The sequence below is a fragment of the Kribbella sp. NPDC049584 genome, from assembly GCF_040675555.1.
In the GTDB taxonomy this organism is placed as follows: Bacteria; Actinomycetota; Actinomycetes; order Propionibacteriales; family Kribbellaceae; genus Kribbella.
The window spans coordinates 363,691-389,592 of sequence record NZ_JBFAPF010000004.1; the positions used below are offsets into that span (position 1 = coordinate 363,691).

Consider the following 25,902-nt stretch of genomic DNA (forward strand, 5'->3'; position numbering starts at 1 on the left):
CTCTTGCTAGAGGCAACTGATCTGCACGTCGAGTTCTCCGGCCGGGGTGGCCGGCGGGCCCGTGCCGTCGACGGCGTCAACCTTTCCATCGGGGCCGGCGAGATCGTCGCCCTCGTCGGCGAATCCGGCTGCGGCAAGACTACCCTCGCCCGCACTCTTCTCGGCCTGGAACGCCCGACCGCCGGCCAGATCGCGTACGACGGCACGCCGCTCAACTACTCCGGCCGCGCCTTGAAGGCCTTCCGGCGCCAGGTGCAGCTCGTCCTCCAGGACCCGATGGGCTCCCTCAACCCCCGCCACACCGTCTACGAAGCAGTTGCCGAAGGCCCCCGTATCCACGGCCTTCCCGACGAGGAATCCGTCGTCTCCTCGGCACTGTCGCGCGCCGGCCTGCGCCCGCCCGAACGCTTCTTCCACCGCTACCCGCACGAACTCTCCGGCGGTCAACGCCAACGCGTCGTCATCGCCGGAGCGCTCGCTCTCGACCCCAAGGTCCTGATCGCCGACGAACCCGTCGCCTCCCTTGACGCCTCGGTCCGCGGCGAGATCCTCTCGCTCATCCTCCGCCTCCGCGACGACCTCGGCCTGTCCGCCCTCGTCGTCACCCACGACCTGGGCCTGGCCTGGAACATCGCCGACCGAGTGGCTGTCATGTACCTGGGCCGCATCGTCGAATCCGGCCCCGCCGACGCCATCCTCACCAACCCCCAACACCCTTACACCCAAGCCCTCCTCTCCGTCCTCCCCGAATCCCCCCAACGCATCATCCTCACCGGCGAACCCCCCGACCCCACCCACATCCCCACCGGCTGCCGCTTCCACCCCCGCTGCCAACTGCTAGCCACCCGCAAAGACACCGACCCCTGCACCACCCAACCCCTCCAAATCCTCCCCGCCACCCCAACCCCCCAAGTCGCCTGCCACCTAGTCCCCCGCTAACCCCGCCCCACGCACAGTCACCTGGTAGACGACCTTGTGCCCTTCGCGCAGGCCGACGATCAGACCGGCGTCGCGCAGGATCCGCAGATGCCGACCGACAGTGCCGAGCGAGACCCCAAGCTCTCGAGCCAATTCACTCGCCGTCCCCGGACGAGTCAGCCGTGACAACAGCTCGGCACGGCCACGTCCGATCAGCCGTTCGAGCGCGACCCGTCCCTCGGTCGGGAATTCGACTGACGCGCGCCGGGCCGGATACACCAACGCATAACCCGCCGTCGTGCTCTCACACAGCCAGGTGCCGCTCTGCAACGTCACCGGAACGAACTGGAGCCCTTCATCCCCGATGTGCCGATCGGCGCCGGGACGATCGCTGAATTGGATGCTGTCGGCACCGATCCACCGACTCCGACGACTCATCCCCTCCACCGCCTTCGGCCAACCGTACGCAGCGAGCAGTCCCGCGCGGTACATGACCTCGCGCTCCAGAGCCTCCCGTCGACGCGCCCAGTCGGGCGCCACGTGACGCGACCAAACCGTGCGTACGGCGGAAGCCAGCGCCGGCCCCAGGTCCGACCCCTCGGCCCAGCGGAGATCCTGTTCGACCCAGCTGTGCCGCAGCGATACCTCGAACGCCGCGCGGATCTCGGCGTCGGTCATCGCGCCGACCGGTTCGAGCTCGGCCGACAACGACGTACCCATTCCTCCGGTCGGCGGTAGCACCACGCCATCGGGAAGCCACTTCGTCTGGCTGAGCAGGTCGGCCAGGCCGCGCAGGAACGGGTCGCGCTTGAGTCGGCGATCGAACGATGCCTGATGAGTCGCGTACCACGCCGACATCCAGGGATTCGGTCGGGCCCGGCGGAGGCTGATGATCGCGCCGACCGTCTCGGCGAGCGGGGACAGCGCGAATCTCGATCTGGAGAGCGCCAGGGGACTGAGCCTGAGGAGTGTCAACTTTCGCCTCCTCGCGAAAGACTTCACCGTGCGGATGAGCAACCCGCATTGTCGCGCAGTGCATTCTCCGCTTGGTCGTCCGGCCTTCCGCTACTTCATGGCCGGCCGCTCGGTCTCGCTGCTGGGTAGTTCGATGGCGCCCGTCGCACTTGCCTTTGCAGTCCTCGATGCCTCCGGTGATCCGTCGCAGTTGGGGATCGTGCTCGCCGCGCGGATGGTTCCGATGCTGTGCTTCGTCCTCGTCGGCGGTGCGGTCGCCGATCGCTTTCCCCGGCGTACCGTACTCGTCGTCACGAACGCGGGCGGCGCGGCGACGCAGGGGGCTGTCGCAGTACTGCTGATGACCCACAACTACGGCTTGGTGTTGATCGGCGCATTGAGCGCGGTGAACGGGATCTTGGACGCGTTCACCTCGCCGGCGCTTCGTGGGCTGGTGCCCGAACTGGTCGAGAAGGATCAGCTTCGGAAGGCCAACGCTTTGCTCAGCTCGGTTCGCAATGGCACGAAGATCGTCGGACCGGCGGTGGCGGGCGTACTCGTCGCGGTCGTGGGCAGCGGGCCGACGATCGCGGTCGATGCGCTCAGTTATCTGCTGGCCGCCGTGCTGCTCGGTCGGCTGGAGGTCGGCTCGCCGACGCGGCTCGTCGTACGCCGTGGCTGGCGGGAGTTCAGGAGCATCCGGTGGGTGTGGGCGGTGACGCTGTCGTCCGCGCTGATGAACTTGGCGCAGACGGGTGCGTGGCAGGTCCTCGGCCCGCCACTGACCGGCGCGAAGCTGTGGGGTGTCGCGCTCAGCATTCGCGGGGTAGGGCTGCTGGTGATGAGCGCGCTCATGTATCGGCTCGTCGTCCGGCATCTTCTGCGGACCGGCCAGGTCTTCAGCGCTCTCGGTGCGTTACCCCTCCTGGCACTCGGCGTCGGCGCCGGACCCGGCTGGTTGCTGCTCGCCGCTTTCACCGCCGGAGCTGGTTTCTCGATCTCCGGCATCAGCTGGGACACGTCGCTCCAGGAGCACATCGACCGAGGAGTTCTGTCCCGGCTCGCATCGATCGACGACCTCCTCTCGTACGCCGCCATCCCGGCCGGGCTGCTTGCCGCCGGCCCCCTCGCCAACCACTTCGGAGCTCGGCGGGTCACTCTCGCCGCCGCGTGCGTCTACGCGGCCGCGGCCTGGAGTTCCTTGATCTTCAGGGACGTCCGAGAGCTTCCGCATGGTTCTGGCCGTTGACAATAGTTAACAAGTGGTAGAACTATTGCAGTATGGCGGAAGATGCTGTGGATCGGTTCTTTGAGGTCTTGGCGGATCCGACGCGGCGGCAGGTTGTGCGGTTGTTGGGGGAGGGGCCGCGGCGGGCGGGGCAGTTGGCGGTCGCGACGGGGGCGTCCTCGCCGGCGATGAGCCGGCATCTGCGGATCCTGCTGGAGGCCGGGCTGGTCGCCGATGAGCGGGTGCCGGACGATGCCCGCGTTCGCGTCTTCCGGCTCAATCCCGAGCCCGTGGTCGCCGTGCAGGCCTGGCTGGATCAGGTCCAGGCGCACTGGCGTGACCAGTTGGGCTCGTTCAAACGCCACGTCGAGCAGAAGGAGTCCTGATGACCGAGCAGTCCGTCGAGGTCGCGGTCGAGGTACCCGTCGCGCCGCCGGCCGCGTTCAAGATCTTCACCGAGGAGATCGACCTGTGGTGGGTCCGCGGGCCGATCAACTTCTGGGACTCTGCGCGCGCGATCGAAGTACGCATCGAGCCGGGCGTCGGCGGCCGCATCCTCGAGGTGTACGCCGATGACGCGCTGGAGCGCGGCGTGATCACGGCCTGGGAGCCGGGTGAACGCCTGGAGTACCGCAGTTCGGTCGACGACACCGAAACCACGATCACGTTCGCCCCGATCGAGGGCGGTACGCGCGTCACCGTGGTCGAAGCGCTGGTCGAGGGCGGCACCAGGGCCGACTACTCGTGGCAGAACGTCCTGTACTGGTTCCCGGCCTGGGTCACGCGCCGCGACACCGCGCCGTCGACGCCTCGCGAGGTCGGACGGCTCGCAATCGCCTTGTCGTACGACGATCCCGCCGCCGCGGCACGCTGGCTGTACACCGTCTTCGGCTTGGAGACGTGGGATCGCATCCCCGAAGAAGGCCGCCAACCGAGCTGGATGGAGCTCCACGCCGGCGCCAGCTCGATCATCCTCCTCAAGCGGACCGAGCCGGGCACGCCGGCCGCGGATCATGCCGCTTGGGTGTACGTCGACGACCTCGACGCGCACTTCGCGCACAGCCAGGAGAACGGCGCCAGGATCGTCCAGGAGATCCATCAATACGGCTTCCGTTCGTACGAGGCCGAGGACCTCGAGGGGCATCGCTGGACCTTCCTGCAAGCCCGCCCGACGCAGCCATGACCGAAGCATCAGTCACCGCGTCCATCGAGGTCGGCGTCGATCCGGCGACCGCGTTCAAGGTGTTCACCGAGGAAATCGACCTGTGGTGGGTCCGCGGCCCGATCAACTTCTTCGACGCGGCGCGCGCGACCGCGATGCAGATCGAGCCGGGTGTCGGCGGGCGCATCCTCGAGGTGTACTCGCCCCCGGACGACGTCCTCGAACTCGGCAAGATCACCGACTGGCAGCCCGGCGCGCTCTTCGCCTACCGCAGCTCGGTCGACGACACCGAGACCCGGATCAACTTCGAAGCGATCGACGAGGGCTGCCGCGTCACCGTCGTACAGTCACTACTCCCAGGCGGCAAGAAGGCCTTCTACTTCTGGCGCAACATCATCCACTGGATCCCGGAGTGGCTCGAGAGGCGCCCAGGGGTTTACAGGCGGCCGGCCTTCTTCAGGGATAAGTAGGTGTCGGCGAGGGTGGGGGCGATGTGGTCTGGGGTTTCGTCGACGACTGTGACGCCGGCGCGGGTGAGGGTGGCGGTTAGGCGGTCTCGGTCGAGGCGGGTGCGGGCGGCGGATGCTGCGGCGTAGACCTCAGGTAGGTCCGCCCGGCTGGATTCGAGTTCGGTCAGCCGCGGGTCGGCCACCGACGCCAGAACCACGACGTGCCGCCGTAGGAGCGGCCCGACGACCGGCAGCAAGGACTCCTCGATGACAGCAGGGTCCAGCCCGGTCAACAACACCACGAGCGACCGCTGACCCAACCGCTCCAGCACCTGCGACACCACAATGCGGAAGTCGGTCTGCACCAACTCGGCCTCGACGTTCGCCAGTGCGTTCACGAACGAGGGCAGCACATCCTGCGGCGCAGGACGTCGTACGTCGGCACGCACCGCGCTGTCGCAAGCCAGCAACGAAACCCGATCCCCGGCCCGCGTGGCCAACGCGGCCAGCAGCAACGCGGCGTCCATCGCATGGTCCAGCCGTGGCGCATCCCCGACTCGTCCCGCAGACAGCCGACCGGAGTCGATCACGATGACGACCTGCCGATCCCGCTCCGGCCGCCAGGTCCGCAGTACGACGTTCCCGCGCCGGGCCGTGGCGCGCCAGTCGATGCTGCGTACGTCGTCCCCGGGCACGTAGTCCCGCAGCGAATCGAACTCCGTCCCCTGCCCGCGCACCAACAACGCAGTACGGCCATCGAGCTCGCGCAACCGCGCCAACCGCGAAGGCAGATGCTTCCGGCTCTTGAACGGCGGCAAAGCGCGCACCGTCCACGGCACCTCATGAGACCCCTGCCGCCCCGCAAACCCCATCGGTCCGAACGCCCGCACAGTCACCCGCACAGCATGCCGATCACCACGCCGAGTCGGCAGCAGATGCGTCACCAACCGCCGACGCTCGCCAGACGGCAGGTCCACCTTGTGCGGCGGGTCCTGTACGCCGGCCGAAGGCGGCCAGGCGTCCCGCAACCACCCGCGCACCCGCCGCCCCGGGTTCGTCACCAGCAGCTGCACAACAGCCTGCTCACCAAGCCGTACGGCGTTGTCCCCGTCCCGGCTGAACTGCAGCCGCCGTGGCGACCCGGCCAGCAGCATGTCGACCCCACACACCACCAGCACAACAGCAACGACCAGACCGACCCCAGCCCACGACGGCATCACCAGGGCAACGAACACCACGCCGGCCGCAGCCAGCACCCCAGCCCGCCCGGTGAGCACCATCAGCGCGGTACCGGCACCGTGGCGAGCACGCTCTCCAGTACGGCGTCCGCGCTCACACCCTCGAGCTCGGCCTCCGGACGTACCTGGACTCGATGCCGAAGGCAAGGACGCGCCATGGCCTTCACATCATCCGGAATCACGTAGTCCCGCCCGGACAGCCACGCCCACGCCCGTGACACCGCCAGCAACGCAGTAGCACCACGCGGCGAGACCCCGAGCTGCAGCGACGGAGACTGCCGCGTCGCCCGACACAGGTCCACCACATATGCCAGTACGTCGTCCCGCACCGCAACCCGCCGTACTGCGTTCTGTCCGGCCAGCAAGTCCTCCGGCCCGGCAACGGGGCGTAGTCCAGCCGCCTCCAGGTCCCGCGGATCGAACCCCTGCGCGTGACGAGCGAGTACTGCGATCTCAGCATCCCGTGGCGGGATGTCCAGCGTCACCTTGAGCAGGAACCGGTCCAGCTGGGCCTCCGGCAACGGATAGGTGCCCTCGTACTCGACCGGGTTCTGCGTAGCCGCCACGACGAACGGGACGGGCAGCTTGCGCGGCTCACCGTCCACGGTGACCTGTCGCTCTTCCATTGCCTCCAGCAACGCCGCCTGCGTCTTCGGCGGCGTCCGGTTGATCTCGTCCGCCAGCAGGATGTTCGTGAACACCGGCCCGGGACGGAACTCGAACTCGGACGTCTTCGCGTCGTAGACCAGTGAACCGGTGACATCACCCGGCATCAGGTCCGGGGTGAACTGCACGCGCTTGGTGTTCAGCCGCATTGCCATCGACAGCGCCCGCACCATCAGCGTCTTCGCAGTACCCGGCACGCCCTCCAGCAGCACGTGGCCGCGGCAGAGCAGGGCGAGCACCAGTGCGGTCACCGCAGTGTCCTGGCCGACCACCGCCTTGCCGATCTCGGTCCGCAGCGCAACCAGCGCCTGCCGGGCCTGTTCGGCGGTGACTTCGGTAGTCGTCACGGTTTCCGTACCTCCTGCGTCAGTACGTCGAGTTCATGGGACAAAGACATCAGAGCGGCGTCAGAGAGCGGCGGCAGGCCGTAGAGCAGTTCGTACAGCATGACCGGGTCCCGCCCGGTCCGCGCGGCCACTGTCGTCACGACTGCCAACGGATCGGCCCGCCGTGGGATGCCGTGCGCCTTGTGTAGCTGTCCGAGCGCTGACTCGCGCAGCGCCGCCGCCGCGCGGTCCCGAGCCCGTGAGCGTCGGTAGAGCCGAGCCCGGCCCTCTGTCGTCTCCGCTGCATGCACGATCACCGGCAGCCGCTCAGCCACGACCGGACCGAGCCGCCGCCCACGCCAGATCGCCACGATCAGTACTGCGAACGCCAGCGCCCACCCGATGTAGCGAACATCCGGCGGAATCAGGGGAGCACCACCGGAGTCACCGGTGTCGGTGTCCGTCGACTCGAACTGCGGCAGGTACCAGGTCAGGTCCTGGTGCGTACCGATCAGGTTGAGCGCCAACGCCGCGTTGCCGTCGTCGGCGAGCTGCGCATTGGTAAACGACGTCGGCGTACCAACGACATCGACGATCCGGTCGCCGACCTCCAACCGGACCACCGTGTTGCTGATGCCATCGCCGTAGCAAGCGACAGCCGCCGACGGCGCGCTGTACGTCGGCCCGCTGACGGTGACCGTGCCTGCTCGAACGGCAGCCGGCAGGTCGCACCCGGCCTCCCGACTGCGTGACGACAGCACATCGCCCGTCTGCAGCACACCCGGCGCCAGGATCTCCAGCGCGCGACTACCGGGCCGGATGAGCACCAGGTGGCTCCAGCGAGCCTGAGCGATACGCTCCAGGTCAGGGCGACCGAGTGAGCCCGCCGGGCCGATGATGAGCGCCTTGCCCTCTCCAGGCTGTACAGCGTCCTCCAGCGTCTCCGTGCTGTGTACGTCGACACCGTGGTTCTCCAGCAACGCTGCGAGCGCACGCGCCCCATCCGAGTCCGTGGAGTCCGGACTGAAAGGCCCTGACGTCCGTGCCGAGGTAGCGATCAGGATGACGATCGCAGCGAGCACGATCAGCCCAGTCACGAGCAGCGGCGTCCGTAGTACCCGCCAGCTCTCACCCGCGCTCCGCCCGAGCGGCGTGCTCATACAGCCACCCGCGCAGTCCGTGCGGCGTCGTCAGCAGCGACTACAGCGGCGTACCGCCCCGCCGTCCCGGGACGGTTGCCGTAGACAACCTCTGTGAACACGAGCGCGGCCGGCTGCAGCGGTTCCCGCAGTACGGGCGCGATCCGCGAGGCGTCGGCAACGACCTCGTACGCCGTACGTCCTGCCCGCTCGTCCAGCACGGTCCGCTCGGTCAGCTCCGCGACGCAGGCACGGAAGCGGCTGCGGATCGCCAGCGCGTAGTCCCCGGACGCGGCCTCCCGCTCCGCCAGCGCACGGTACTCCGCTGCGCTCGCGGGGCGGGCCGTGTCGAAAACGGCCTGCGACTTCACTCTGCGGCTGGTGCGCAGTACTCCGGCTCGCCAGAGGACCACGAGCACCACCAGCACGAGCAGAGCGATCAGCATGGCCAGACCGGCGTGCCCGTTCGGAGATGAGCCGGTCAAGCTGTTCAGGAGGCCACCGATCCAGTCCAGCACCTTGCCGATCGCCTTCTGGATCAGCGAACCGCCGGAGTCCCGGTACGTCGATTTGGACAGCTCCTCGGCCGCCTCGCGGGCGGCACGCTCCCTGTCGATGTCGACGGGCGGCTCCTGCAGGAAGAGGATCACGCAGTCTCCCCGAAGCGCAGGGCCGGGCGCATCCACAGGTCGAGACCTTCCCGCCGCACCCGAAGGTCCAGGTAGATCAGCGCCTGTACGGCGGACATGAACGCCAGGCTCGCGATCAGCGTCATCAGGGTGAAGATCCCCACGGCCACACTGACGACAACGGTCACCACCGTCGCCCCAGAGCTGTCGGCCCACGAGCCGACCGTGAGAACCAGCGAAGTGATCCCGAACTGCAGCGCGTATCCGATGATCTGCACGACCAGCCCGCCGAACAGCAAAATCCCGAAGACCCGCCAGAACTTGCCTTTCACCAGCTGCCAGGACCGCCGCAGCGCTCCCCAGACACCGACCCGGACGGGAATGTAGAGACCGATGTCCGGCGCGTGCCGGCCCTCCATCAGTACGACGGTCCCGGCCAGCACCAGCCTGATCCCGAAGACCAGCACGAGGACGCCGCCGACCAGCATCAGCACGACGGCCACCGCACCGGCCGCGTCGGAGGAGATGGCCGCGTCCGCACCGGCACCGATGCCGAGTACTGCGAGCCCCCAGCCGCCGATCAGCAGCATGAACGACAGCGACTGCATCAGACCGACAACAGCCAGTGCCGGGAGCGCTGGTCGCACCAGCCGCATCAGTTCACGCGGACCGACCCGATGCGCCAGCTGACTCCGCACCGCGGCCAGAGCGATGATTCCGGACAGCATGCTCGACACGACCGAGAACAGGACCACCTGAACGCCGTACGTGAGCAAAAGGGCCGCACCGGCCTGCCCGAACGGGTCGTCGGCGCCGAAGAACCCGGGAAGGCCACCCGGTACGGCGACCTCGGTCAGCATGGCCTGCACCGCGACCAGTGCGATCCCGGCGAGGACCGGAAGGCCCAGCATGATCGTCTTGTTGTCGGAGATCGTCCGGGCGGCGTTGTCGAGCAGATCCGCCGGCAGCCACGGCCGCAGCGGCTCGGTGGCGACGTCGTCGTGCAGGTGCATGTTCTGGTCGGCCACTGCGGTCCCTCCTCCCCGGATGAAGCCTCTGAACCGTCCTACGGCCCGGCACGTGAGTTGTGGTGAACCCCGGCCGTGCACCATGATCCCGGATGATCACAGCCCAACTCGGGGGTCACACGGCGATCCGGCGTGTGCACTACCGGGGGAATGGGACACTATCCGTAGTGCGTACGGCCTGGCACCCCGCCGGGCGCACACCGATCGGTCGGGACCGGACGGCAAACGGATCGGCAAACGGAGCGGCAAGGAGTAGGGCGTGGCAGACGGTAACCGGACGATGCGGGGCCGCATCCTCATCGTCGACGACGACACCGCGTTGTCGGAGATGCTCAGCATCGTGCTGCGCAACGAGGGCTACGACACCTATCTGGTCGCAACCGGTGACAAGGCGGTGCCGGCATTCCGGGAGTTCAAGCCCGATCTGCTGCTGCTCGACCTGATGCTGCCCGGGATGGACGGGATCGACGTCTGCCGGGCGATCCGGGCCGAGTCCGGTGTGCCGATCGTGATGCTGACCGCCAAGAGCGACACCGTGGACGTGGTGCTCGGCCTGGAGTCCGGCGCCGACGACTACGTCGTGAAGCCGTTCAAGCCGAAGGAGCTGGTGGCCCGGATCCGGGCCCGGCTGCGCCGGATGGACGAGCCGGGTCCGGAGTCGCTGACGATCGGCGACCTCACCATCGACGTGGCCGGCCACTCGGTGAAGCGGGCCGGTGAGACGATCCAGCTGACGCCGCTGGAGTTCGACCTGCTGGTCTGCCTGGCGTCGAAGCCCTGGCAGGTGTTCACCCGCGAGGTGCTGCTGGAGCAGGTCTGGGGCTACCGCCACGCGGCCGACACCCGGCTGGTGAACGTGCATGTCCAGCGGCTGCGCTCCAAGATCGAGAAGGACCCTGAGCACCCGGAGATCGTGGTCACGGTCCGCGGGGTCGGATACAAGGCGGGTGCGGACTGATCGAGTACGGACGCGGCCAAGAGTCGCAGGCTGCCACTGGTGACCCGGCAACCGACCCGGTAGCCGAGCAGCACACCGGACAACACACCGGGCAGCACGCTGGTCCACAGCAGGCGCAGTCGGCGGCATCTCCGGAGCAGGAGGCGCCGCAGTCCCGCGGGACGGAGCTCGAACTGACCGTCACCGCGGCGGACTGGTCTGCCCAGCCGAAGCCGATCTGGCGGACGCACCCGAAGCACTGGCCGGACATCTGGCGCCGCTCCATCCAGGCCCGGATCGTCACCGGCACCCTGCTGATGTCGACGCTGGTCCTGATCCTGGTCGGCTGGGTGATGATGAGCCAGGTCACCGACGGCGTCCTCGAGTCACGTCGGACCAGCGCCCAGGCCGAAGTCCGGGCGCAGCTGGCCCAGCTGTCGATCACGATCGACGCCGCGAACCGCAACACGATCAACCAGCAGCTGTCCGAGCTGGTCCTCGGCTCCAACCGCCCTGGCCTGTACGACGTCCTCCTCGTCCCGACCGACCAGGCGGCGTCCAACGCGATCCGCTACACCGGTCTGGTCGACAGCGACTCGATCCCGGAGGCGCTGGCGTCCTCGGTGATGAGCGACGACTCCAAGCTGTGGGACACCTACACCGAGATCAACTACCGCGACGCGCCCGGCGTGCCGGGACTGGTGATCGGCTCGCAGATCCGGATCAACTCCACCGGCGACCGGTACGCGATCTACTTCCTCTTCCCGCTCACCGCGCAGCAGGAGACCCTCGACGTCGTACAGCGTGCACTGGTGACCGCAGGTCTGCTGCTGATCGTGCTGCTCGGTGCTGTGGCCTGGCTGGTCACCCGGCAGGTCGTCACGCCGGTCCGGATGGCACGGCGGATCGCTGAGCGGCTCGCGGCAGGCAAGCTCGAGGAGCGGATGCAGGTCCGGGGGACCGACGACCTGGCCCGCCTGGCGGTGTCGTTCAACAAGATGGCCTCCAACCTGCAGCGGCAGATCCGCCGGCTGGAGGAGCTGTCCCGGCTGCAGCGGCGGTTCGTCTCTGACGTCTCCCACGAGCTGCGGACACCGCTGACCACCGTCCGCATGGCCGCCGACCTACTGCACGAGACCCGCGACCAGTTCGACCCGATCAGCCGTCGCTCGGTCGAACTGCTGCAGAACGAGCTCAATCGGTTCGAGGAGCTGCTCGCCGACCTGCTGGAGATCAGCAGGTTCGACGCGGGCGCTGCCGCCCTCGACCTGGAGGACGTCGACCTGCGCGACATCGTCAACCGGGTGCTGGAGAACCACGAGACTCTGCTGCACCGCAAGGGCTGCGAGGTCCAGCTGGACATGCGCGAGCCGTGCCGCGCCAAGGTGGACTCGCGCCGGATCGAGCGGATCCTGCGCAACCTCATCGGCAACGCCATCGAACACAGCGAAGGCCTGCCGATCCGGATCAGCACGGCGTGCGACGAGGACGCGGCCGCCGTGGCCGTCCGCGACCACGGTGTCGGGTTCCGCCCCGAGGAAGCGGAGATGGTGTTCAGCCGGTTCTGGCGGGCCGACCCGGCCCGCGCCCGGACCACCGGCGGCACCGGACTCGGACTGTCGATCGCGCTCGAGGACGCCCGGCTGCACGGCGGTCGGCTGGACGCCTGGGGTTCGCCGGGCGACGGTGCGTACTTCCGGCTCACCCTGCCGCGCCGGCCCGATACGGCGCTCACCGGTTCGCCGCTGCCGCCCCGGCCGCCCGACGCCACCCGCGTCGTGACCGAGCTCGTCGACGTCGGAGCGCCGTACCAGAAGCTGAACGGCGGTGAGGACCGGTGAGGCGCAGGTTGCCCGTGGTCCTGCTGGCCGCCGTAGCACTGCTCGCCGGCTGCGCCGCCGTACCCACCAAGGGCACTATCCGCAGCGGGGAACGGCAGGGGCGCGCACAGGACCTGGGCGGTGTCGGTGTCGAGGCGAAGCCGCCGCGGGCGAACGTCAGCGAGATGGCGATCGTGAGCGGGTTCCTGGAGGCCATGTCGGACTCGCAGGCTTTCGACGTCGCTCGGCAGTACATGACGCCGGAGGCGGCGGCGAAGTGGCAGCCCGAAGCGCAGACCGTGGTCTACGACCAGAGTCCCGAGTCCCTCACCCGCGTGGGTGACGGGGTCAAGCTGACCGCCTTGAAGATCGCCACCATCGGCGAGCGCGGTGAGTGGATCCCCGCGGCGGCGACCGACCGAGCCGACTTCTTCTTCAAGCTGAAGAAGATCGACGGGCAGTTCCGCGTCGACTCGGTCCCGCCCGGTGCGTACCTCGGCAGCAACCAGGTCGACCTGAAGCTGGCACCCCGCGACCTGTACTTCTTCAACCCGAGCTTGAAGATCCTGGTGCCCGACCCGGTCTACCTGCCGCAGAACCTCTCACCGGGCCAGGGCGCGACGCAGCTGATCCAGGAGCTGCTGAAGGGCCCGACCAGCCGGCTCGGCAACGGCGTGGTCACCCTGGCCCCACCGGGTACCGAGGTGCAGGTGTCTGTGCCGGTGGATTTCGGCGTGGCCACTGTGGCGCTCAACGACACCGCGGGCGCGCTGCGAGACCAGGACCGACGGCTGCTGGCCGCTCAGATCGTCTGGACGCTCAACCAGCTCAACCTCCGGGCCAAGATCACCGTCGGCGGCGCACCGCTGCTCCCGGACGACCCGGACGTGCTGCCGTTCGCCAACTTCAGCCAGTTCGACCCGCAGGTGTCGGCCGGGTCCCAGACCAAGCTGTACGGCTTGCAGCGCCAGAAGGTGCAGCGGATCGTCGGCATGGACGGGGCCACCGAGATCGCCGCCCAACCGCTCAATTCGAGCCCGCTGTGGGCACACAAGGCCCAGTCCTTCGCGGTCAGCTTGCGCGGTGAAGCCGGGGCGATCGTCACCGCGAGCGGGAACGAGGTCCTGTACGGGCCGCTGGACACGACCGACAAGGATGCCAACGCCATCCCGATCAAGGTCGAGGGGCAGACGCTGCAGCCGAGCTTCGACAACCAGGACAGCCTGTGGATCCTGGACCGGGCCACCACCCCGCACCCGCGGCTGCGGGTCCGCGATCACGACGGCCACCTGACCTCGGTCGCGGTCGACTTCAAGGGCGACACCCCGCTCGACCTGCGGATGGCGCCCGACGGTGTCCGCGCTCTCTTGGTGATGAAACCGAAGTCCGGCGGCCAGAATTACGTGCAGACCGGCACGATCCAGACCACCGGCAGTGGCAAGCAGCTGGTGCTCACACAGCTCCGTCAGCTGCGGCTGGCGCTCAACAACATCACCGACGCGGCCTGGAACAAGCAGGGCATCGTGGTCATCGGAGCCAGCAACCAGACCAGCAACTCGGTCCGGCAGGCCTGGCTGGTCAACACCGACGGCTCCAGCCTGCAGCTGCTGCCCGGTTCGACGCCGGACTTCAGGCCGCAGTACGTCGCCTCGAACCCGAACAAGGACACCCTGCCGGTGATCGAGGACGACGTCGGCCGCATCCACTGGCTCAGCCGGGACCTGATCTGGGTCTCGCCCGACTCCGTCGGCGGCGGCCCGGCGGCGATCACCCCGACGTACCCCGGCTGACATTGTCCACAGGCAGGCGGCCGCGTGGTTGCGGTCGGCGGCCGGTTCGCCGATGGTGGTGCGGTGCCGGTCCGGGACGCGTTCGTGGATCTCGTCCTGGGCGGCCGGTGCGCGGGCTGCGAGCGGCCCGGTGTAACTCTCTGTGATGGTTGCCGGGGGCTACTGACGACCCTGACTCCGTTCCGTGCATGGCCCGACCCGCCCCCGCCCGGACTCCGTACGCCGACCGCCGCCGCGCCGTACGCCGGGGAGCTGCGGGCGCTGATCCTGGCCCACAAGGAGCACGCCCGGTACGCCCTCGCGAAGCCGCTCGGCGCGCTGTTGGCTAGCGTCGTCCGGGCCGCCTTGGGGGACGGAGAGGCGACCTGGTTGTGCCCGGTGCCGTCGTCACCGGCAACGGTCCGGCAGCGCGGGCACGATCCGCTCCGGCGGATTACGAAGGCCGCCGTCAGATCCCTGCGGAGACAGGGAATCGACGCCCGGCCGGCCGACGCGCTGCGCGTCGTACGACGGCCCGAGGATCAGGCCGGGCTGTCCGCGGAACGCCGTACCGCCAACCTGGACGGGGCTTTCGGGCTGCGTTCGCGCTGGGCTGAAACGCTGATCGATCAACCGGTCCTGCTGGTCGACGACGTGATCACCACCGGTTCCACGCTCAGTGAAGCCTGCCGAGCCTTGGAATCCCGGGGAATCCCGGTCCTCGGCTGTGCCGTTCTGGCCGCGACCCAACGGCTGCCGCCGTCTGGTTCATGAGAACTTCCCTACCGGTTTTCGCCGAAGCCGACTAGCGTTGGCCTATGACACCCGCAGGGGCTTGTCGGGCAGTGGAGTGGCGCAGGACCGGATCAGCCGGATTCCTGGCCGCGGAGTCCGACCGGCTCGACCGCGGGTGTTCTCGTTTCGGGCGCCCCAATCGCCACCGACAGAGCGAGGACACGAAAGATGGGGGCCCGCTGACGTAACAGAGAGTCGCCGATCGATGGAGGTTTCCGTGGACGTCGTTGTCAAGGGTCATCACTGCGAGGTCAGTGACCGCTTCCGGCAGTACGTCGAGGAAAAACTCGAACGGATCGAGAAGGTCGATCACCGGGTACTGCGTTGCGAGGTGGAAGTCAGCCAGGAAAAGAACCCGCGACAGCACGATCGGGCGATGCGTGTCGAGCTCACCATGTACACCAAGGGACCCGTGGTCCGCGCAGAAGCCTGCGGCGAGACCAAGCAGGCGGCATTCGACGTCTGTCTGGACCGGCTCCGGTCCCAGGTCCGCAAGGCGGCCGACCGCCGCCGGGTGCACCGCGGTGAGCGCGGCCCGGAGGGCCTGCGGCACGTGAACGCGAAGCAGCCGCTCAACGGCGCTGCACCGGTAGTGGAGGAACCAGTCGCCGAGGACGAAGTGGCGACACACAAGTACGGATCTGTCCTGGTCACCGGCGATGGACCGCTGGTGATGCGGGAGAAGACCCACACCGCCAAGCCGATGACCCTGGACCAGGCGCTCTACGAGCTCGAACTGGTCGGGCACGACTTCTACCTGTTCGTCGACGCCGACGAGAACCAGCCCAGCGTCGTCTACCGTCGCCGCGGCTACGACTACGGCGTGATCCGCCTGGCCGTCTAGACCTCGGGAGGAGCACGACGAAGGGGCCGGGCAATCGCCCGGCCCCTTCGCTGTGTCCTACCGGCTGTCAGCTGTCGATCTGTGCCTGCAGCTCGGCCGCGTACGTCGCGACCTCGGCGTACACGCCCGGGTTGCCGGCGTCCGCGCAGCCCACGCCCCAGGAGACGACGCCGAACAGGCGGCCGTTCAGAACCAGGGGGCCGCCGGAGTCGCCCTGGCAGGAGTCCTTGCCACCCTCCTCGTAGCCTGCGCAGATCTCGCCGTCGGCGGTGTAGCCCTCGCTGGCGTACGCCTTCCCGCAGTACGCGTCACCCAGCACTGGCACGTCGACTGTCTGGAAGGTGTCCTCGGGTCCGGTGCCCTCCGTGGAGCCCCAGCCGTAGACGACTGAGGCCGCACCGGCCGTATCGGCCGCCTTGTCGGTGTTGAGCGGCAGCGTGTCGACGCCGTCGAACGGTGTCGCCAGCGTCATCACGGCGACGTCGTGAGCCGGCGACTTGCCGTACTCCGGATCCACCCAGATGCTGGCGATCTTCGACGTCTTGCCGTCGGACTGGGTCAGCACGTCGCGGCCCTGGATCGCTGTGTAGGTGCTGACCGCCTCCTGCGCGCAGTGCGCGGCGGTGACGATCTTGTCGGCCTTGACCAGCGTCGAGCCGCACCACTGACCGCTCGGGGACGGTGAGCCGCTGTTGTTCAGGGCGACGGCCCAGGGCGTGTCCGCGGTGTGCGCCACGGTGCCGCCGACGATCCGGGTCTTGGGTACGTCGGGCGACTGCGCGGCCGACGCGGAGCCGGCGACGGCTACCGCACCAAGGGACGCCGCGGTCAGTACGCCGGCCGCCAGGGCAGCGCGGACCACATGCATGTTTCCTGTCATGCCTCACTCCAGGGAAATAGGGGCCACGCGGGCGGGTGGCCTCCTCGCAGGCTCTCCCGAACACCATCCGTAGCGCACCTCCCACTTTCGGTAACTCCGGAGTTATGGCCCCAGCCGACTTTGAGCGCCGACCAACCGTTTTCGGGCCGCCGAAGTGGTTGGTGCGTGCTCAAAGTCGGGACTGTCGGCGCTACCCGGCAGAATCGGCTCATGACGACGCAGCTCCAGCTCTCGACGGCTCAGGCGCGCCGGGTGGCGCTCGCGGCTCAGGGGTTCACGGACCCCAGGCCCAAGGGCACTCCGGACATGCGAGCGCTGAGCCGGGTGCTGAGCCGCATCGGGCTGATCCAGATCGACTCGGTCAACGTGCTGAGCCGGACGCAGTACCTGCCGCTCTACTCCCGCCTGGGGCCGTATCCGCGCGACCTGCTCGACCGGGCCGCCGGCAAGTCGCCCCGGCGACTGGTGGAGTACTGGGCGCACGAGGCGTCGCTGATCCCGGTCGACACCCACCCGCTGATGCGCTGGCGGATGGCGCGGGCGACGACCGAGGCGTGGGGTGGCCCGCGGTCGATCGCGAAGGAGCGGCCGGATCTGGTGAAACAGGTGCTGGCCGACGTCCGCGACCACGGTCCGTTGACCGCTCGTGAGATCGACGACGACGTCGAGCGCACCAAGGACAACTGGGGCTGGAACTGGTCCGACGTGAAGCGGGCGCTCGAGTTCCTGTTCTTCGCCGGTGACATCACGGTGGCCCGCCGCAACCAGCAGTTCGAGCGGCTGTACGACCTACCGGAGCGGGTGCTGCCCCGCGATGTCGTGGAGACGCCGACCCCGACGCTCGACGAAGCACACCGCGGCCTGATCTCGATCGCGGCGCGGGCTCATGGGGTCGCGACCGCGCAGTGTCTGCGGGACTACTTCCGGACCGCGCCGGAGCCGACGCTGCAGGCGATCGCCGAGCTGGTCGAGGAGGGTGAGCTCGTCCCGGTCCGGATCGACGGCTGGAAGCGCCCGGCGTACCTGCACAAGGACGCACGGCTGCCACGCCGGGTGAACACGCGAGCCCTGGTCAGCCCGTTCGACTCGCTGGTGTTCGAGCGCACGCGGACCGAGATGCTGTTCGACTTCCGGTACCGGATCGAGATCTACGTCCCGGCGGAGAAGCGCATCTACGGGTACTACGTGCTGCCCTTCCTGCTGGGTGATCGGCTGGTCGCCCGGGTGGACCTCAAGGCCGACCGCACCGGCGGCGTCCTGCTGGTCCAGTCGGCGCATGCCGAGCCGAAGGCGCCGGTGGAGACCGCCGAGGAGCTGGCCGCCGAGCTGGTCCAGCTGGCCGGCTGGCTCGGGCTGGAGCAGGTCAGGGTGGCCGGTGGCGGTGACCTGTCGCCAGCGCTCAGTGACGCCCTGCGAGGATTCTGAGAGCCTGCTGGGAACTTTCCCGCCCGCTTGAGCGTGGGTCGGATAACCCGGTGACAGTCGCGGGGGCACGCTGCGGGCGTGGCTTGGCACACCCGGCCCCGTACGATGGGGGACGCACGCCAACCCAGAGGGGTCGGCCGTGCCGTGCGGCGTCGCCCGCTTCCAGGCAGCAGCAGCAAGGAGAGAACTCCCCACCATGAAGGTTGTCGACAAGGTCCTGCGGATCGGCGAGGGCAAGATCCTCCGCCAGCTCCAGGGCATCGCGAAGATGGTCAACTCCATCGAGGACGACTTCGTCGCCATGTCCGACGAGGAGCTGCGCGGCCAGACCGCCGACTTCAAGCAACGTCACGAGAACGGGGAGTCCCTCGACGCGCTGCTTCCGGAGGCCTTCGCGGTGGTCCGGGAGGCCGCGAAGCGGACCCTGCACCAGCGCCCGTACGACGTGCAGATCATGGGTGGCGCGGCCCTGCACCTGGGCAACATCGCCGAGATGAAGACCGGTGAGGGCAAGACCCTGGTCGGCACCCTCCCGACGTACCTGAACGCGCTGTCCGGCAAGGGCGTGCACGTGGTCACGGTGAACGACTACCTGGCCAAGTACCAGGCGGAGTGGATGGGCCGGGTGTACCACTTCCTCGGCCTCGACTACGGCGTGATCCTGCCGGAGATGTCCCCGGCCGAGCGCCGGATCGCCTACGGCAAGGACATCACCTACGGCACCAACAACGAGTTCGGCTTCGACTACCTGCGCGACAACATGGCGCAGAGCATCGAGGACTGCGTCCAGCGCGAGCACAACTACGCGATCGTGGACGAGGTGGACTCGATCCTGGTCGACGAGGCCCGGACCCCGCTGATCATCTCCGGCCCGGCCGAGGACTCCCAGCGCTGGTACGTCGAGATGGCCCGGATCGCGAACGTGCTGAAAGCCTGGACGCTGGCCGACGAGGCGGAGCTGAAGCGGAAGAACCCCCGCGTCACCGACCTCGAGATCGACGAGACCAAGCGCCGGGTCGCCGACTACGACGTCGACGAGAAGAAGCGCACGGTGGCGATCCTCGAGCGCGGGATCGAGAAGGTCGAGGACCGGCTCGGCATCGACAACCTGTACGAGTCGGCCAACACCCCGCTGATCAGCTACCTGAACAACGCGCTGAAGGCCAAGGACCTGTTCCACCGGGACAAGGACTACGTGGTCGTCGGCAGCCCGGGGCAGGAAGAGGTCCTGATCGTCGACGAGCACACCGGCCGCACGCTGCACGGCCGGCGCTACAACGAGGGTCTCCACCAGGCGATCGAGGCCAAGGAAGGCGTCGAGATCAAGGAGGAGTACCAGACCCTCGCGACGATCACGCTGCAGAACTACTTCCGCCTCTACACCAAGCTGGCCGGCATGACCGGTACGGCGATGACCGAGGCGAACGAGTTCTCCAAGGTCTACAAGCTCGGCGTGGTCCCGATCCCGACCAACAAGCCGATGATCCGGGTCGAGGAGCGGGACCTGATCTACCGCACCGAGGACGCCAAGTTCGACGCGGTGGTCAAGGACATCGTCGAGGTGCACGCGACCGGTCAGCCGATCCTGGTCGGCACCACGTCGGTCGAGAAGTCCGAGCGGCTGTCCCGGCAGCTGCTGAAGGAGAACATCCCGCACGAGGTGCTGAACGCGAAGCAACACGCCCGTGAGGCCGCGATCGTCGCCGAGGCCGGCCGCAAGGGCGCGGTCACGGTGGCCACCAACATGGCCGGTCGTGGTACCGACATCATCCTCGGCGGCAACCCGGAGTTCCTCGCCGACAAGGAGCTGCGGGCCCGCGGCCTGGACCCGGCGGAGGACGCCGAGGAGTACGAGGCGGAGTACCCGAACCTCCTCGAGCAGTTCGAGAAGCAGGTGAAGGAGGAGCAGGAAGAGGTCCGCGAGCTCGGCGGCCTCTACGTCCTCGGCACCGAGCGGCACGAGTCCCGCCGGATCGACAACCAGCTGCGCGGTCGCGCCGGCCGGCAGGGTGACCCGGGCAAGTCCCGGTTCTACCTGTCGCTGGAGGACGACCTGATGCGGCTGTTCAAGCGCGAGATGGTCGACTGGGCGATGTCGCGCAACAACGACGACACCCAGCCGCTGGAGAATAAGGTCGTCACCAAGGCGATCGCCTCCGCGCAGGCCCAGGTCGAGGCGCAGAACTTCGAGACGCGGAAGAACATCCTCAAGTACGACGACGTGATGAACCGGCAGCGCCACGTCGTGTACGACGAGCGTCGCCGCGTGCTCGAGGGCGCCGACATGCGCGACCAGGTGCAGGACATGCTCGAGGAGACCGTCACCGGGTACGTGCAGGGCGCGACCGCGGACGGGTTCGCCGAGGACTGGGACCTGGACGCGCTGTTCACCGCGATGCGGACGCTGTACCAGACCGAGCTGACCGAGGAGGACCTGATCGAGGAGGCCGGCGGCGAGAAGGCCGGTCTGACCCAGGACTTCCTGATCGAGCGGTTCATCGAGGACGCGACCGCGGCGTACGAACGGCGCGAGGAGCTGCTCGGCGAGGAGGCGATGCGCGAGCTGGAGCGGCGCGTCGTGCTGAGCGTGCTGGACCGCAAGTGGCGCGAGCACCTGTACGAGATGGACTACCTGCGCGAGGGCATCGGTCTGCGCGCGATGGCGCAGCGCGACCCGCTGGTCGAGTACCAGCGCGAGGGCTACGACATGTTCGCGTCGATGATGGAATCGATCAAGGAGGAGTCGGTCGGCTTCATCTTCAACGTCGAGGTCGACATCGAGGCGATGCGGGCCGAGATGGAGCTGGCCTCCGAGGCGGCGCTGGCCGACGAGGACAACCTGGCCGGCCGCCGGATCGAGGACATCCTCACCCCGGGTGCGCCGGTGGCGGAGTTCCCCGGCCGGACCGAGGGCGGCGACGAGGAGCGGCCTCAGGACACGCCGCGGCCGCGGGACACGCCGCGCCTGCGCGCCAAGGGCCTGAGCACCGAGAGCCGCCCGCAGCGGCTGTCGTACTCCGCGCCGACCATCGACGGTGACGACGAGGTCGCGCGGCACGAGGACGCGGTCGAGGACGGCAAGCTCGAGTACGCCGGGACTCCGCGCAACGCGGCCTGCCCGTGCGGCTCCGGCAAGAAGTACAAGCGCTGCCACGGCGACCCGCAGTCGGACGTCTACAAGTTCTGAGCAGCACGTAGCGAAAGGGCCGGTCCAGGCGGACCGGCCCTTTCGCTGTGCTCAGAGAGACTTGAGGTCGACGGCGTCCGCCATCGCCCGGTAGCCGACCGCGTTGGGGTGCAGGTGGTCGCCGCTGTCGTACTCCGGCGCCAGCCGGGTCGGATCGGCCGGGTCGGCGAGAGCGCTCACGAAGTCGGCGACGGCGTCGAACTCGCCGCTCGTGGTGATCCAGGCGTTGACCGCCGTCCGGAGTTGCGCGCTGTGGGCGGTGTAGACCGAGGCGCCGCGGAAGGGAGTCAGGGTCACTCCGACGACGCGGATGCCGCGGGAGTGCGCATCGTCGATCAGCGTGCGGTAGCCGGCGATCAGCTGCGCGGGAGTGATCGCCGGGTTCGGCCTCGTACAGGACGTCGGCGCGATTTCGGGGTACCCGAGGTCGTTGATGCCGATCAGGACGATCGCGGTCGTCGTACCGGGCTGGTCGAGTACGTCGCGGTGGAACCGGGCCAGACCCTTCTCGCCGTAGCAGGCGGAATCGGTCAGCAGCCGGTTGCCGCCGAGTCCGGCGTTGAGGACCGGCATCGGACGGCCCGCGGCGGCAAGGCGCGCGGCCAGCAGGTCCGGGTACCTCGTCCCTGGTGCGCTGGTGTAGCCGTTCGTGATCGAGTCCCCGAACGCGACCACCGAACCGCTGCCCGTTGGGGTGACGTCGACGCCGGCCAGGAAATACCAGCCGCCGCTTGTCTCCCGGTACGCCGTACCACTGGTCTCCGTGAGCTTGTCGCCCGCTGCCCGGTACGACGCTCCCGTCCTACCGAACTCGTGAAAGGTGGCCGGGCCGGTCGCCTGGGCGAAGTACAGAGTGATTGCCAGCTGAGTTCCGCTGGTCAGGCCGGGCAGCGTCACCGCGTCGCCGACGACTTTGCCGCCGGCCGGGATGCTGACCGACTCTGTGCCTCCGAACTGCACCGGGCGCACCGAGCCAGACACGACCGCCGCGCCCTTTGCTGCCTTGGCCACGGTCGCACCTGCGAGGGTGAGCGGCTGTACGCCGTACTGATTACTGATCCTGATCCGTACGTCGGACCCGCCCGAGCTCAGCCGGATCACCTGGCGCACCGACTGGTTGGCGAAACCCTGCTTGGACCAGTTCTGGTTCGCGTTGGGTTGCTGTAGCGCGGTCATCCACGCAGTACTCCACGTTGGTGGTGCCGTAGGCGGGGTCTGTCGCGCCGTGGCCGGCACCAGCGAGGTGTGGGCTACCACGATCGCGAGCACAGCCAGCACTCCAGCGAGCGCGCACCAACTCCGCATCAACCGCACGTCAGCGTTCCTTTCGTCACTCTCTCGATGCGCAGGGGGATGCCGAGGTTGTGATGGGTGATGATGAGCACATGTGGCTGACGGAGACGTTCGGACTGTCCGTGCCGGTGATCGGTGCGCCGATGGCGAATGTGAGTGGCGGCCGGCTGACCGCGGCGATCTCGGCGGCGGGTGGGCTGGGGATGCTCGGCGCCGGCTCTGCCGTGACGGCTGACTGGATCCGGACCGAGGGCGCCATCGCAGCGGAGAGCGGGAAGCCGTACGGGGTCGGGCTGATGGCGTGGTCGGTGCAGGACCGCCCGGAGCATCTCGAGGCAGTGCTGGAATTGAAGCCCGCGCTGGTCTCGCTCAGCTTCGGCGACTACACGCCGTACGTCGGGACGCTGCAGGCTGCCGGGATCGTCGTCGCGACCCAGGCCGGCACGGTCGCGGATGCGCGCGCGGCGATCGACGCGGGCGTTGATGTGATCGTGGCCCGCGGTGCCGAGGCCGGCGGGCACGGGCGGAACGCGGTGGCGACGCTGCCGTTGCTGCAGGCAATCCTCGACCTGACCGACCTGCCGGTGCTCGCGGGCGGCGGGATCTCCGGAGCACGCGGTCTGGCGGCTGTGATGGCGGCCGGTGCTGCCGGCGGCTGGATCGGGACCGCGTTCATCACCTGCGTCGAGGCCCAGACCAAGGAATCGGCGCGTCAGGCGATCATCGCGGCCGACGAGACGGCCACTGTCTACGGCACGGTCTTCGACGCGGCATCACGGGCCGGGTGGCCGGACGAGTTCGGCGGCCGGGCACTGCGGAACGCGTACTTCGACAACTGGGAAGGCCGCGAGGACGAGCTGAAGTCGGACGACGCCGGTCATGCCGAGTACGTGGACGGGTCGAAGACCGCCGACCCGGCCCGCGCATCCATCTACGCGGGCCAGGGTGTCGGGGCATTGACGGGTCAGCCGACGGCCGCCGAGGTGATCGAGGAGTTCGCGACGTACCGCGACTACTTGAGGGCCGCCCTCAACGACGGGTCCAAGTAGTTGTTGTGAGCAACGACCAGATCGTTGCACAGGGCCCAGATCTGTTCGGCCGGTAGCGTGCCGGCCGTCGCCGGGTCGACCATGACGGCCTGGCGGATCGCGCGGGGATCCTGGTCGATGGCGGCCTGGACGGTCAGCTCGGCGACGTTGAGGTACGAGCGGTTGAGGGCGGCGCACTGGGGCGGGAGGTCGCCGACTGCGGTGGGTCGGACGCCCGTAGCGTCAACCAGGCTGGGGACCTCGACGACGGCGTTGGACTGCAGGTTGGTGATCAGGCCGGTGTTGGGGACGTTGGCGTAGACGGTGCGGGGGGTGCCGGTCACGATGCTGTGGATGATTTGCGGGGCGTACTCCATCGTCGGGTCGACAGTCAGCGGCTCGCCGGCCTTCAGGGCGCTGCGGGTCTGCTCGTAGGACGCGAGGTTCTCCGCGACGATCTCCAGGTAGGCACCGATCGGCAACCGCAGGCGATCGACTTCCGAGGCATGGCCGAGATACCACGGGACGTACTCCGAGGAATGTTCGCTCGTCTCCGTCGGATAGAACCCGAGCCGCCGGTACATGTCCACGCGCACCCGCCGCAGGAGCTCCGGGTCCGCGGCGATCGCCTCGTCCAACCGGTCGTACAGGTTCTCGGCGCCGCGTTCGAACCGCAGTACCCAGGACTGGTGGTTCACGCCCGCGGCCAGGTAGGTGACGTCCTCGTACGGCACGCCGACCAGCTCGGACAGGCCGTGCATCGTCCAGTACACCGAGTGGCAGAGGCCGACGACGTTCCGCACGCCGAGGGCCTTCAGGTACCAGACGTTCATCACCATCGGGTTGGTGTAGTTCAGCAGCCACGCGTCCGGGCAGACGTCGGCGATGTCGGCCGCGAGCCCACGCAGTACCGGGAAGGTCCGGAGCGCGCGGAACACGCCGCCGACGCCGAGCGTGTCCCCGATCGTCTGCCGGATCCCGTACCGCGCGGGGATCTCGAAGTCGATCTTCGTCGCCTCGTTCATCCCGACCTGGACGATGTTGATCACGAAGTCCGCGTTCTCCAGGGCTGCCCGGCGTTCGAGGTGCGCGGTGATCTGCACCGGCCGGCCCTGAGCGAGGTACGACGCGGCCGCTGCCGCCGTGTCGAGCCGCTCGGGGTCGATGTCGTGCAGCGCGATGTGCAACGGACCCAGGTCGAGGTCGAACAGGTCGGCCAGCAGGCCCTGGGTGAACACGACGCTGCCCGCGCCGATGAAAGCGATCCTCGTCATGCTGTGGCTTCTTCCCAAGTCGGTTGAGCGGCGGTTCCGCCGGCGGCGCGGGTGGAGAGCGAACCGCAGGCGGCAGCGATCGCCAGGGCGCGGTCGGGTTTCATGCCGTTGAGTACGGCGGCCACCCAGCCGGCGTCGAAGCTGTCACCTGCGCCGACGGTGTCAACAGCCTCCACTTTCACCGCCGGTGCGGTGATGACCTTGGAGCCGTTGTGGGCAAGAGCGCCTTCCGCGCCGTTCTTCACCACGACGAGCGGACCACGACGGGCCAGGATGCCGGCGGCGTCCACTACCGAGTGATGGCCGGTCAGGGCGAGGGCTTCGGCGGCGTTGGGGAGGAAGTAGTCGGTGACGCGCAGGATCGGATCAAGAACCATCCGGTCCCACTTGCCCGCCGGGTCGTCGTTCGGGTCGAGCGAGGTGGTCGCCTTGGCGGCTTTGGCCTCCTTGAAGATCCTCGCCAGCCCGACTGCCAACTCGGGCAGCAGATAGAACGAGCCCGCATGCACGTGCCGCGCCGAGCGGACCATACTGTTTGGTATGTCGTCCGCCGTGACCGCCGGCAGGCAGCCGGTGGAGGTGAGGATCGCGCGATCGTCGCCCGACGTGAGGATGGTGGTGAGCGGGGTCGGGAGTGATGGGTCGGTCACCAGCGCGGACACGTCGACCCCGCGCTCGGCAAGCGCCGTACGGACGAACTCGCCGGCCGCGTCGTCACCGACCCGGCCCGCGAAGGCGACGCGCAGTCCGAGCCGCGCCGCGCCGCACGCCATGATCGAAGCCGAGCCGCCGAGCACGAGCGAGCCGGAAGGAACCAGCCGTTCCTTCTGGCCGAAGAGGATCGGTTGCGCGACCGGCCCGACCACAACGTCAGGGTTCGCGTCACCGATCACGAGAAGATCGAAAGTCATGG

General features: G+C 68.6%; 23 protein-coding genes. 13 read left to right on the plus strand and 10 right to left on the minus strand.

Translation table 11 applies throughout. The features are described from left to right. Positions 1-3: 3 nt before the first annotated feature. Positions 4-939, plus strand: coding sequence for an ABC transporter ATP-binding protein (locus tag AB0J62_RS18000; RefSeq protein WP_363871532.1), 936 nt, complete (start codon positions 4-6; stop codon positions 937-939). Here AB0J62_RS18000 and AB0J62_RS18005 read toward each other — a convergent pair. After that, positions 925-1,893, minus strand: coding sequence for a winged helix-turn-helix domain-containing protein (locus AB0J62_RS18005; protein WP_363871535.1), 969 nt, complete (start codon positions 1,891-1,893; stop codon positions 925-927). The two genes, AB0J62_RS18000 and AB0J62_RS18005, sit on opposite strands and share 15 nt — an antisense overlap. A 58-nt stretch (positions 1,894-1,951) precedes the next feature. Between AB0J62_RS18005 and AB0J62_RS18010 the strand changes: the two genes are divergently transcribed. Genes AB0J62_RS18010 through AB0J62_RS18025 form a run of 4 tightly spaced genes read left to right on the plus strand, consistent with a single transcriptional unit; the run spans position 1,952 to position 4,732 of the window. Beyond that, positions 1,952-3,121, plus strand: a complete 1,170-nt coding sequence (locus AB0J62_RS18010) for an MFS transporter (protein WP_363871538.1) — start codon at positions 1,952-1,954, stop codon at positions 3,119-3,121. 32 nt (positions 3,122-3,153) lie between these two features. Further along, positions 3,154-3,486 (plus strand): metalloregulator ArsR/SmtB family transcription factor, encoded by a 333-nt coding sequence (locus AB0J62_RS18015; RefSeq protein WP_134105160.1) that lies wholly within the window; start codon positions 3,154-3,156, stop codon positions 3,484-3,486. After that, the gene (locus AB0J62_RS18020; RefSeq protein ID WP_363871543.1) at positions 3,486-4,283 is read left to right on the plus strand and encodes a VOC family protein; all 798 of its coding nucleotides are present in this window, start codon (positions 3,486-3,488) and stop codon (positions 4,281-4,283) included. Before AB0J62_RS18015 ends, AB0J62_RS18020 begins: the two co-directional genes overlap by 1 nt. Next, positions 4,280-4,732: a hypothetical protein gene (locus AB0J62_RS18025; protein WP_363871546.1), complete on the plus strand. Its 453-nt coding sequence runs from the start codon at positions 4,280-4,282 to the stop codon at positions 4,730-4,732. Before AB0J62_RS18020 ends, AB0J62_RS18025 begins: the two co-directional genes overlap by 4 nt. Here the strand turns inward: AB0J62_RS18025 and AB0J62_RS18030 are convergent. From AB0J62_RS18030 to AB0J62_RS18050, 5 genes are read right to left on the minus strand one after another with little or no spacing between them, the layout of a single operon-like run. Further along, positions 4,699-5,991: a DUF58 domain-containing protein gene (locus AB0J62_RS18030; protein ID WP_363871549.1), complete on the minus strand. Its 1,293-nt coding sequence runs from the start codon at positions 5,989-5,991 to the stop codon at positions 4,699-4,701. The genes AB0J62_RS18025 and AB0J62_RS18030 overlap by 34 nt on opposite strands. After that, positions 5,991-6,962: a MoxR family ATPase gene (locus AB0J62_RS18035; RefSeq protein ID WP_363871552.1), complete on the minus strand. Its 972-nt coding sequence runs from the start codon at positions 6,960-6,962 to the stop codon at positions 5,991-5,993. Before AB0J62_RS18035 ends, AB0J62_RS18030 begins: the two co-directional genes overlap by 1 nt. Next, positions 6,959-8,101 carry a DUF4350 domain-containing protein gene (locus AB0J62_RS18040; RefSeq protein ID WP_363871555.1) on the minus strand — a complete coding sequence of 381 codons (1,143 nt, stop codon included), beginning with the start codon at positions 8,099-8,101 and terminating at the stop codon, positions 6,959-6,961. The genes AB0J62_RS18035 and AB0J62_RS18040 overlap by 4 nt, the downstream gene beginning before the upstream one ends. Next, positions 8,098-8,730 (minus strand): DUF4129 domain-containing protein, encoded by a 633-nt coding sequence (locus tag AB0J62_RS18045; RefSeq protein ID WP_363871558.1) that lies wholly within the window; start codon positions 8,728-8,730, stop codon positions 8,098-8,100. Before AB0J62_RS18045 ends, AB0J62_RS18040 begins: the two co-directional genes overlap by 4 nt. Continuing rightward, a complete protein-coding gene (locus AB0J62_RS18050) occupies positions 8,727-9,737 on the minus strand; it encodes a hypothetical protein (protein WP_363871561.1) in 1,011 nt (336 codons plus the stop codon). Before AB0J62_RS18050 ends, AB0J62_RS18045 begins: the two co-directional genes overlap by 4 nt. Positions 9,738-10,017: 280 nt before the next feature. Between AB0J62_RS18050 and mtrA the strand changes: the two genes are divergently transcribed. The 5 genes from mtrA (at position 10,018) to raiA (ending at position 15,902) form a co-directional block, all read left to right on the plus strand. Further along, positions 10,018-10,695: an MtrAB system response regulator MtrA gene (gene mtrA, locus AB0J62_RS18055; RefSeq protein WP_130445425.1), complete on the plus strand. Its 678-nt coding sequence runs from the start codon at positions 10,018-10,020 to the stop codon at positions 10,693-10,695. Between the two features lie 248 nt (positions 10,696-10,943). Next, entirely contained in the window at positions 10,944-12,515 is a 1,572-nt protein-coding gene (gene mtrB / locus AB0J62_RS18060; RefSeq protein WP_363872002.1) for an MtrAB system histidine kinase MtrB, read from the plus strand. After that, on the plus strand, positions 12,512-14,284 hold the full coding sequence (locus AB0J62_RS18065; RefSeq protein WP_363871565.1) for an LpqB family beta-propeller domain-containing protein: 1,773 nt from the start codon (positions 12,512-12,514) through the stop codon (positions 14,282-14,284). The genes mtrB and AB0J62_RS18065 overlap by 4 nt, the downstream gene beginning before the upstream one ends. 24 nt (positions 14,285-14,308) lie before the next feature. Further along, the gene (locus AB0J62_RS18070) at positions 14,309-15,037 is read left to right on the plus strand and encodes a phosphoribosyltransferase family protein (RefSeq protein ID WP_363871568.1); all 729 of its coding nucleotides are present in this window, start codon (positions 14,309-14,311) and stop codon (positions 15,035-15,037) included. A 238-nt stretch (positions 15,038-15,275) separates the two neighbouring features. Further along, positions 15,276-15,902: a ribosome-associated translation inhibitor RaiA gene (gene raiA, locus AB0J62_RS18075; RefSeq protein ID WP_363871571.1), complete on the plus strand. Its 627-nt coding sequence runs from the start codon at positions 15,276-15,278 to the stop codon at positions 15,900-15,902. 67 nt (positions 15,903-15,969) lie between these two features. Here the strand turns inward: raiA and AB0J62_RS18080 are convergent, their stop codons facing one another. Next, positions 15,970-16,782, minus strand: a complete 813-nt coding sequence (locus AB0J62_RS18080; protein ID WP_363871574.1) for a serine protease — start codon at positions 16,780-16,782, stop codon at positions 15,970-15,972. A gap of 210 nt (positions 16,783-16,992) precedes the next feature. On the opposite strand from AB0J62_RS18080, the gene AB0J62_RS18085 reads away from it, so the two are divergent. After that, positions 16,993-18,207: a crosslink repair DNA glycosylase YcaQ family protein gene (locus AB0J62_RS18085; protein ID WP_363871577.1), complete on the plus strand. Its 1,215-nt coding sequence runs from the start codon at positions 16,993-16,995 to the stop codon at positions 18,205-18,207. 196 nt (positions 18,208-18,403) lie between these two features. Then, positions 18,404-21,394: a preprotein translocase subunit SecA gene (gene secA / locus AB0J62_RS18090; protein WP_363871580.1), complete on the plus strand. Its 2,991-nt coding sequence runs from the start codon at positions 18,404-18,406 to the stop codon at positions 21,392-21,394. A 51-nt stretch (positions 21,395-21,445) separates the two neighbouring features. Here secA and AB0J62_RS18095 read toward each other — a convergent pair whose 3' ends face one another. After that, positions 21,446-22,699: an SGNH/GDSL hydrolase family protein gene (locus tag AB0J62_RS18095; RefSeq protein ID WP_363872006.1), complete on the minus strand. Its 1,254-nt coding sequence runs from the start codon at positions 22,697-22,699 to the stop codon at positions 21,446-21,448. Positions 22,700-22,779: 80 nt separating this feature from the next. Between AB0J62_RS18095 and AB0J62_RS18100 the strand changes: the two genes are divergently transcribed. After that, complete coding sequence (locus tag AB0J62_RS18100) at positions 22,780-23,736, plus strand: nitronate monooxygenase (protein WP_363871583.1); 957 nt, start codon at positions 22,780-22,782, stop codon at positions 23,734-23,736. Here AB0J62_RS18100 and AB0J62_RS18105 read toward each other — a convergent pair. Continuing rightward, complete coding sequence (locus tag AB0J62_RS18105; protein ID WP_363871586.1) at positions 23,700-24,989, minus strand: alpha-glucosidase/alpha-galactosidase; 1,290 nt, start codon at positions 24,987-24,989, stop codon at positions 23,700-23,702. The two genes, AB0J62_RS18100 and AB0J62_RS18105, sit on opposite strands and share 37 nt — an antisense overlap. Further along, positions 24,986-25,900 (minus strand): carbohydrate kinase family protein, encoded by a 915-nt coding sequence (locus AB0J62_RS18110; protein ID WP_363871589.1) that lies wholly within the window; start codon positions 25,898-25,900, stop codon positions 24,986-24,988. The genes AB0J62_RS18105 and AB0J62_RS18110 overlap by 4 nt, the downstream gene beginning before the upstream one ends. Positions 25,901-25,902 lie beyond the last annotated feature (2 nt).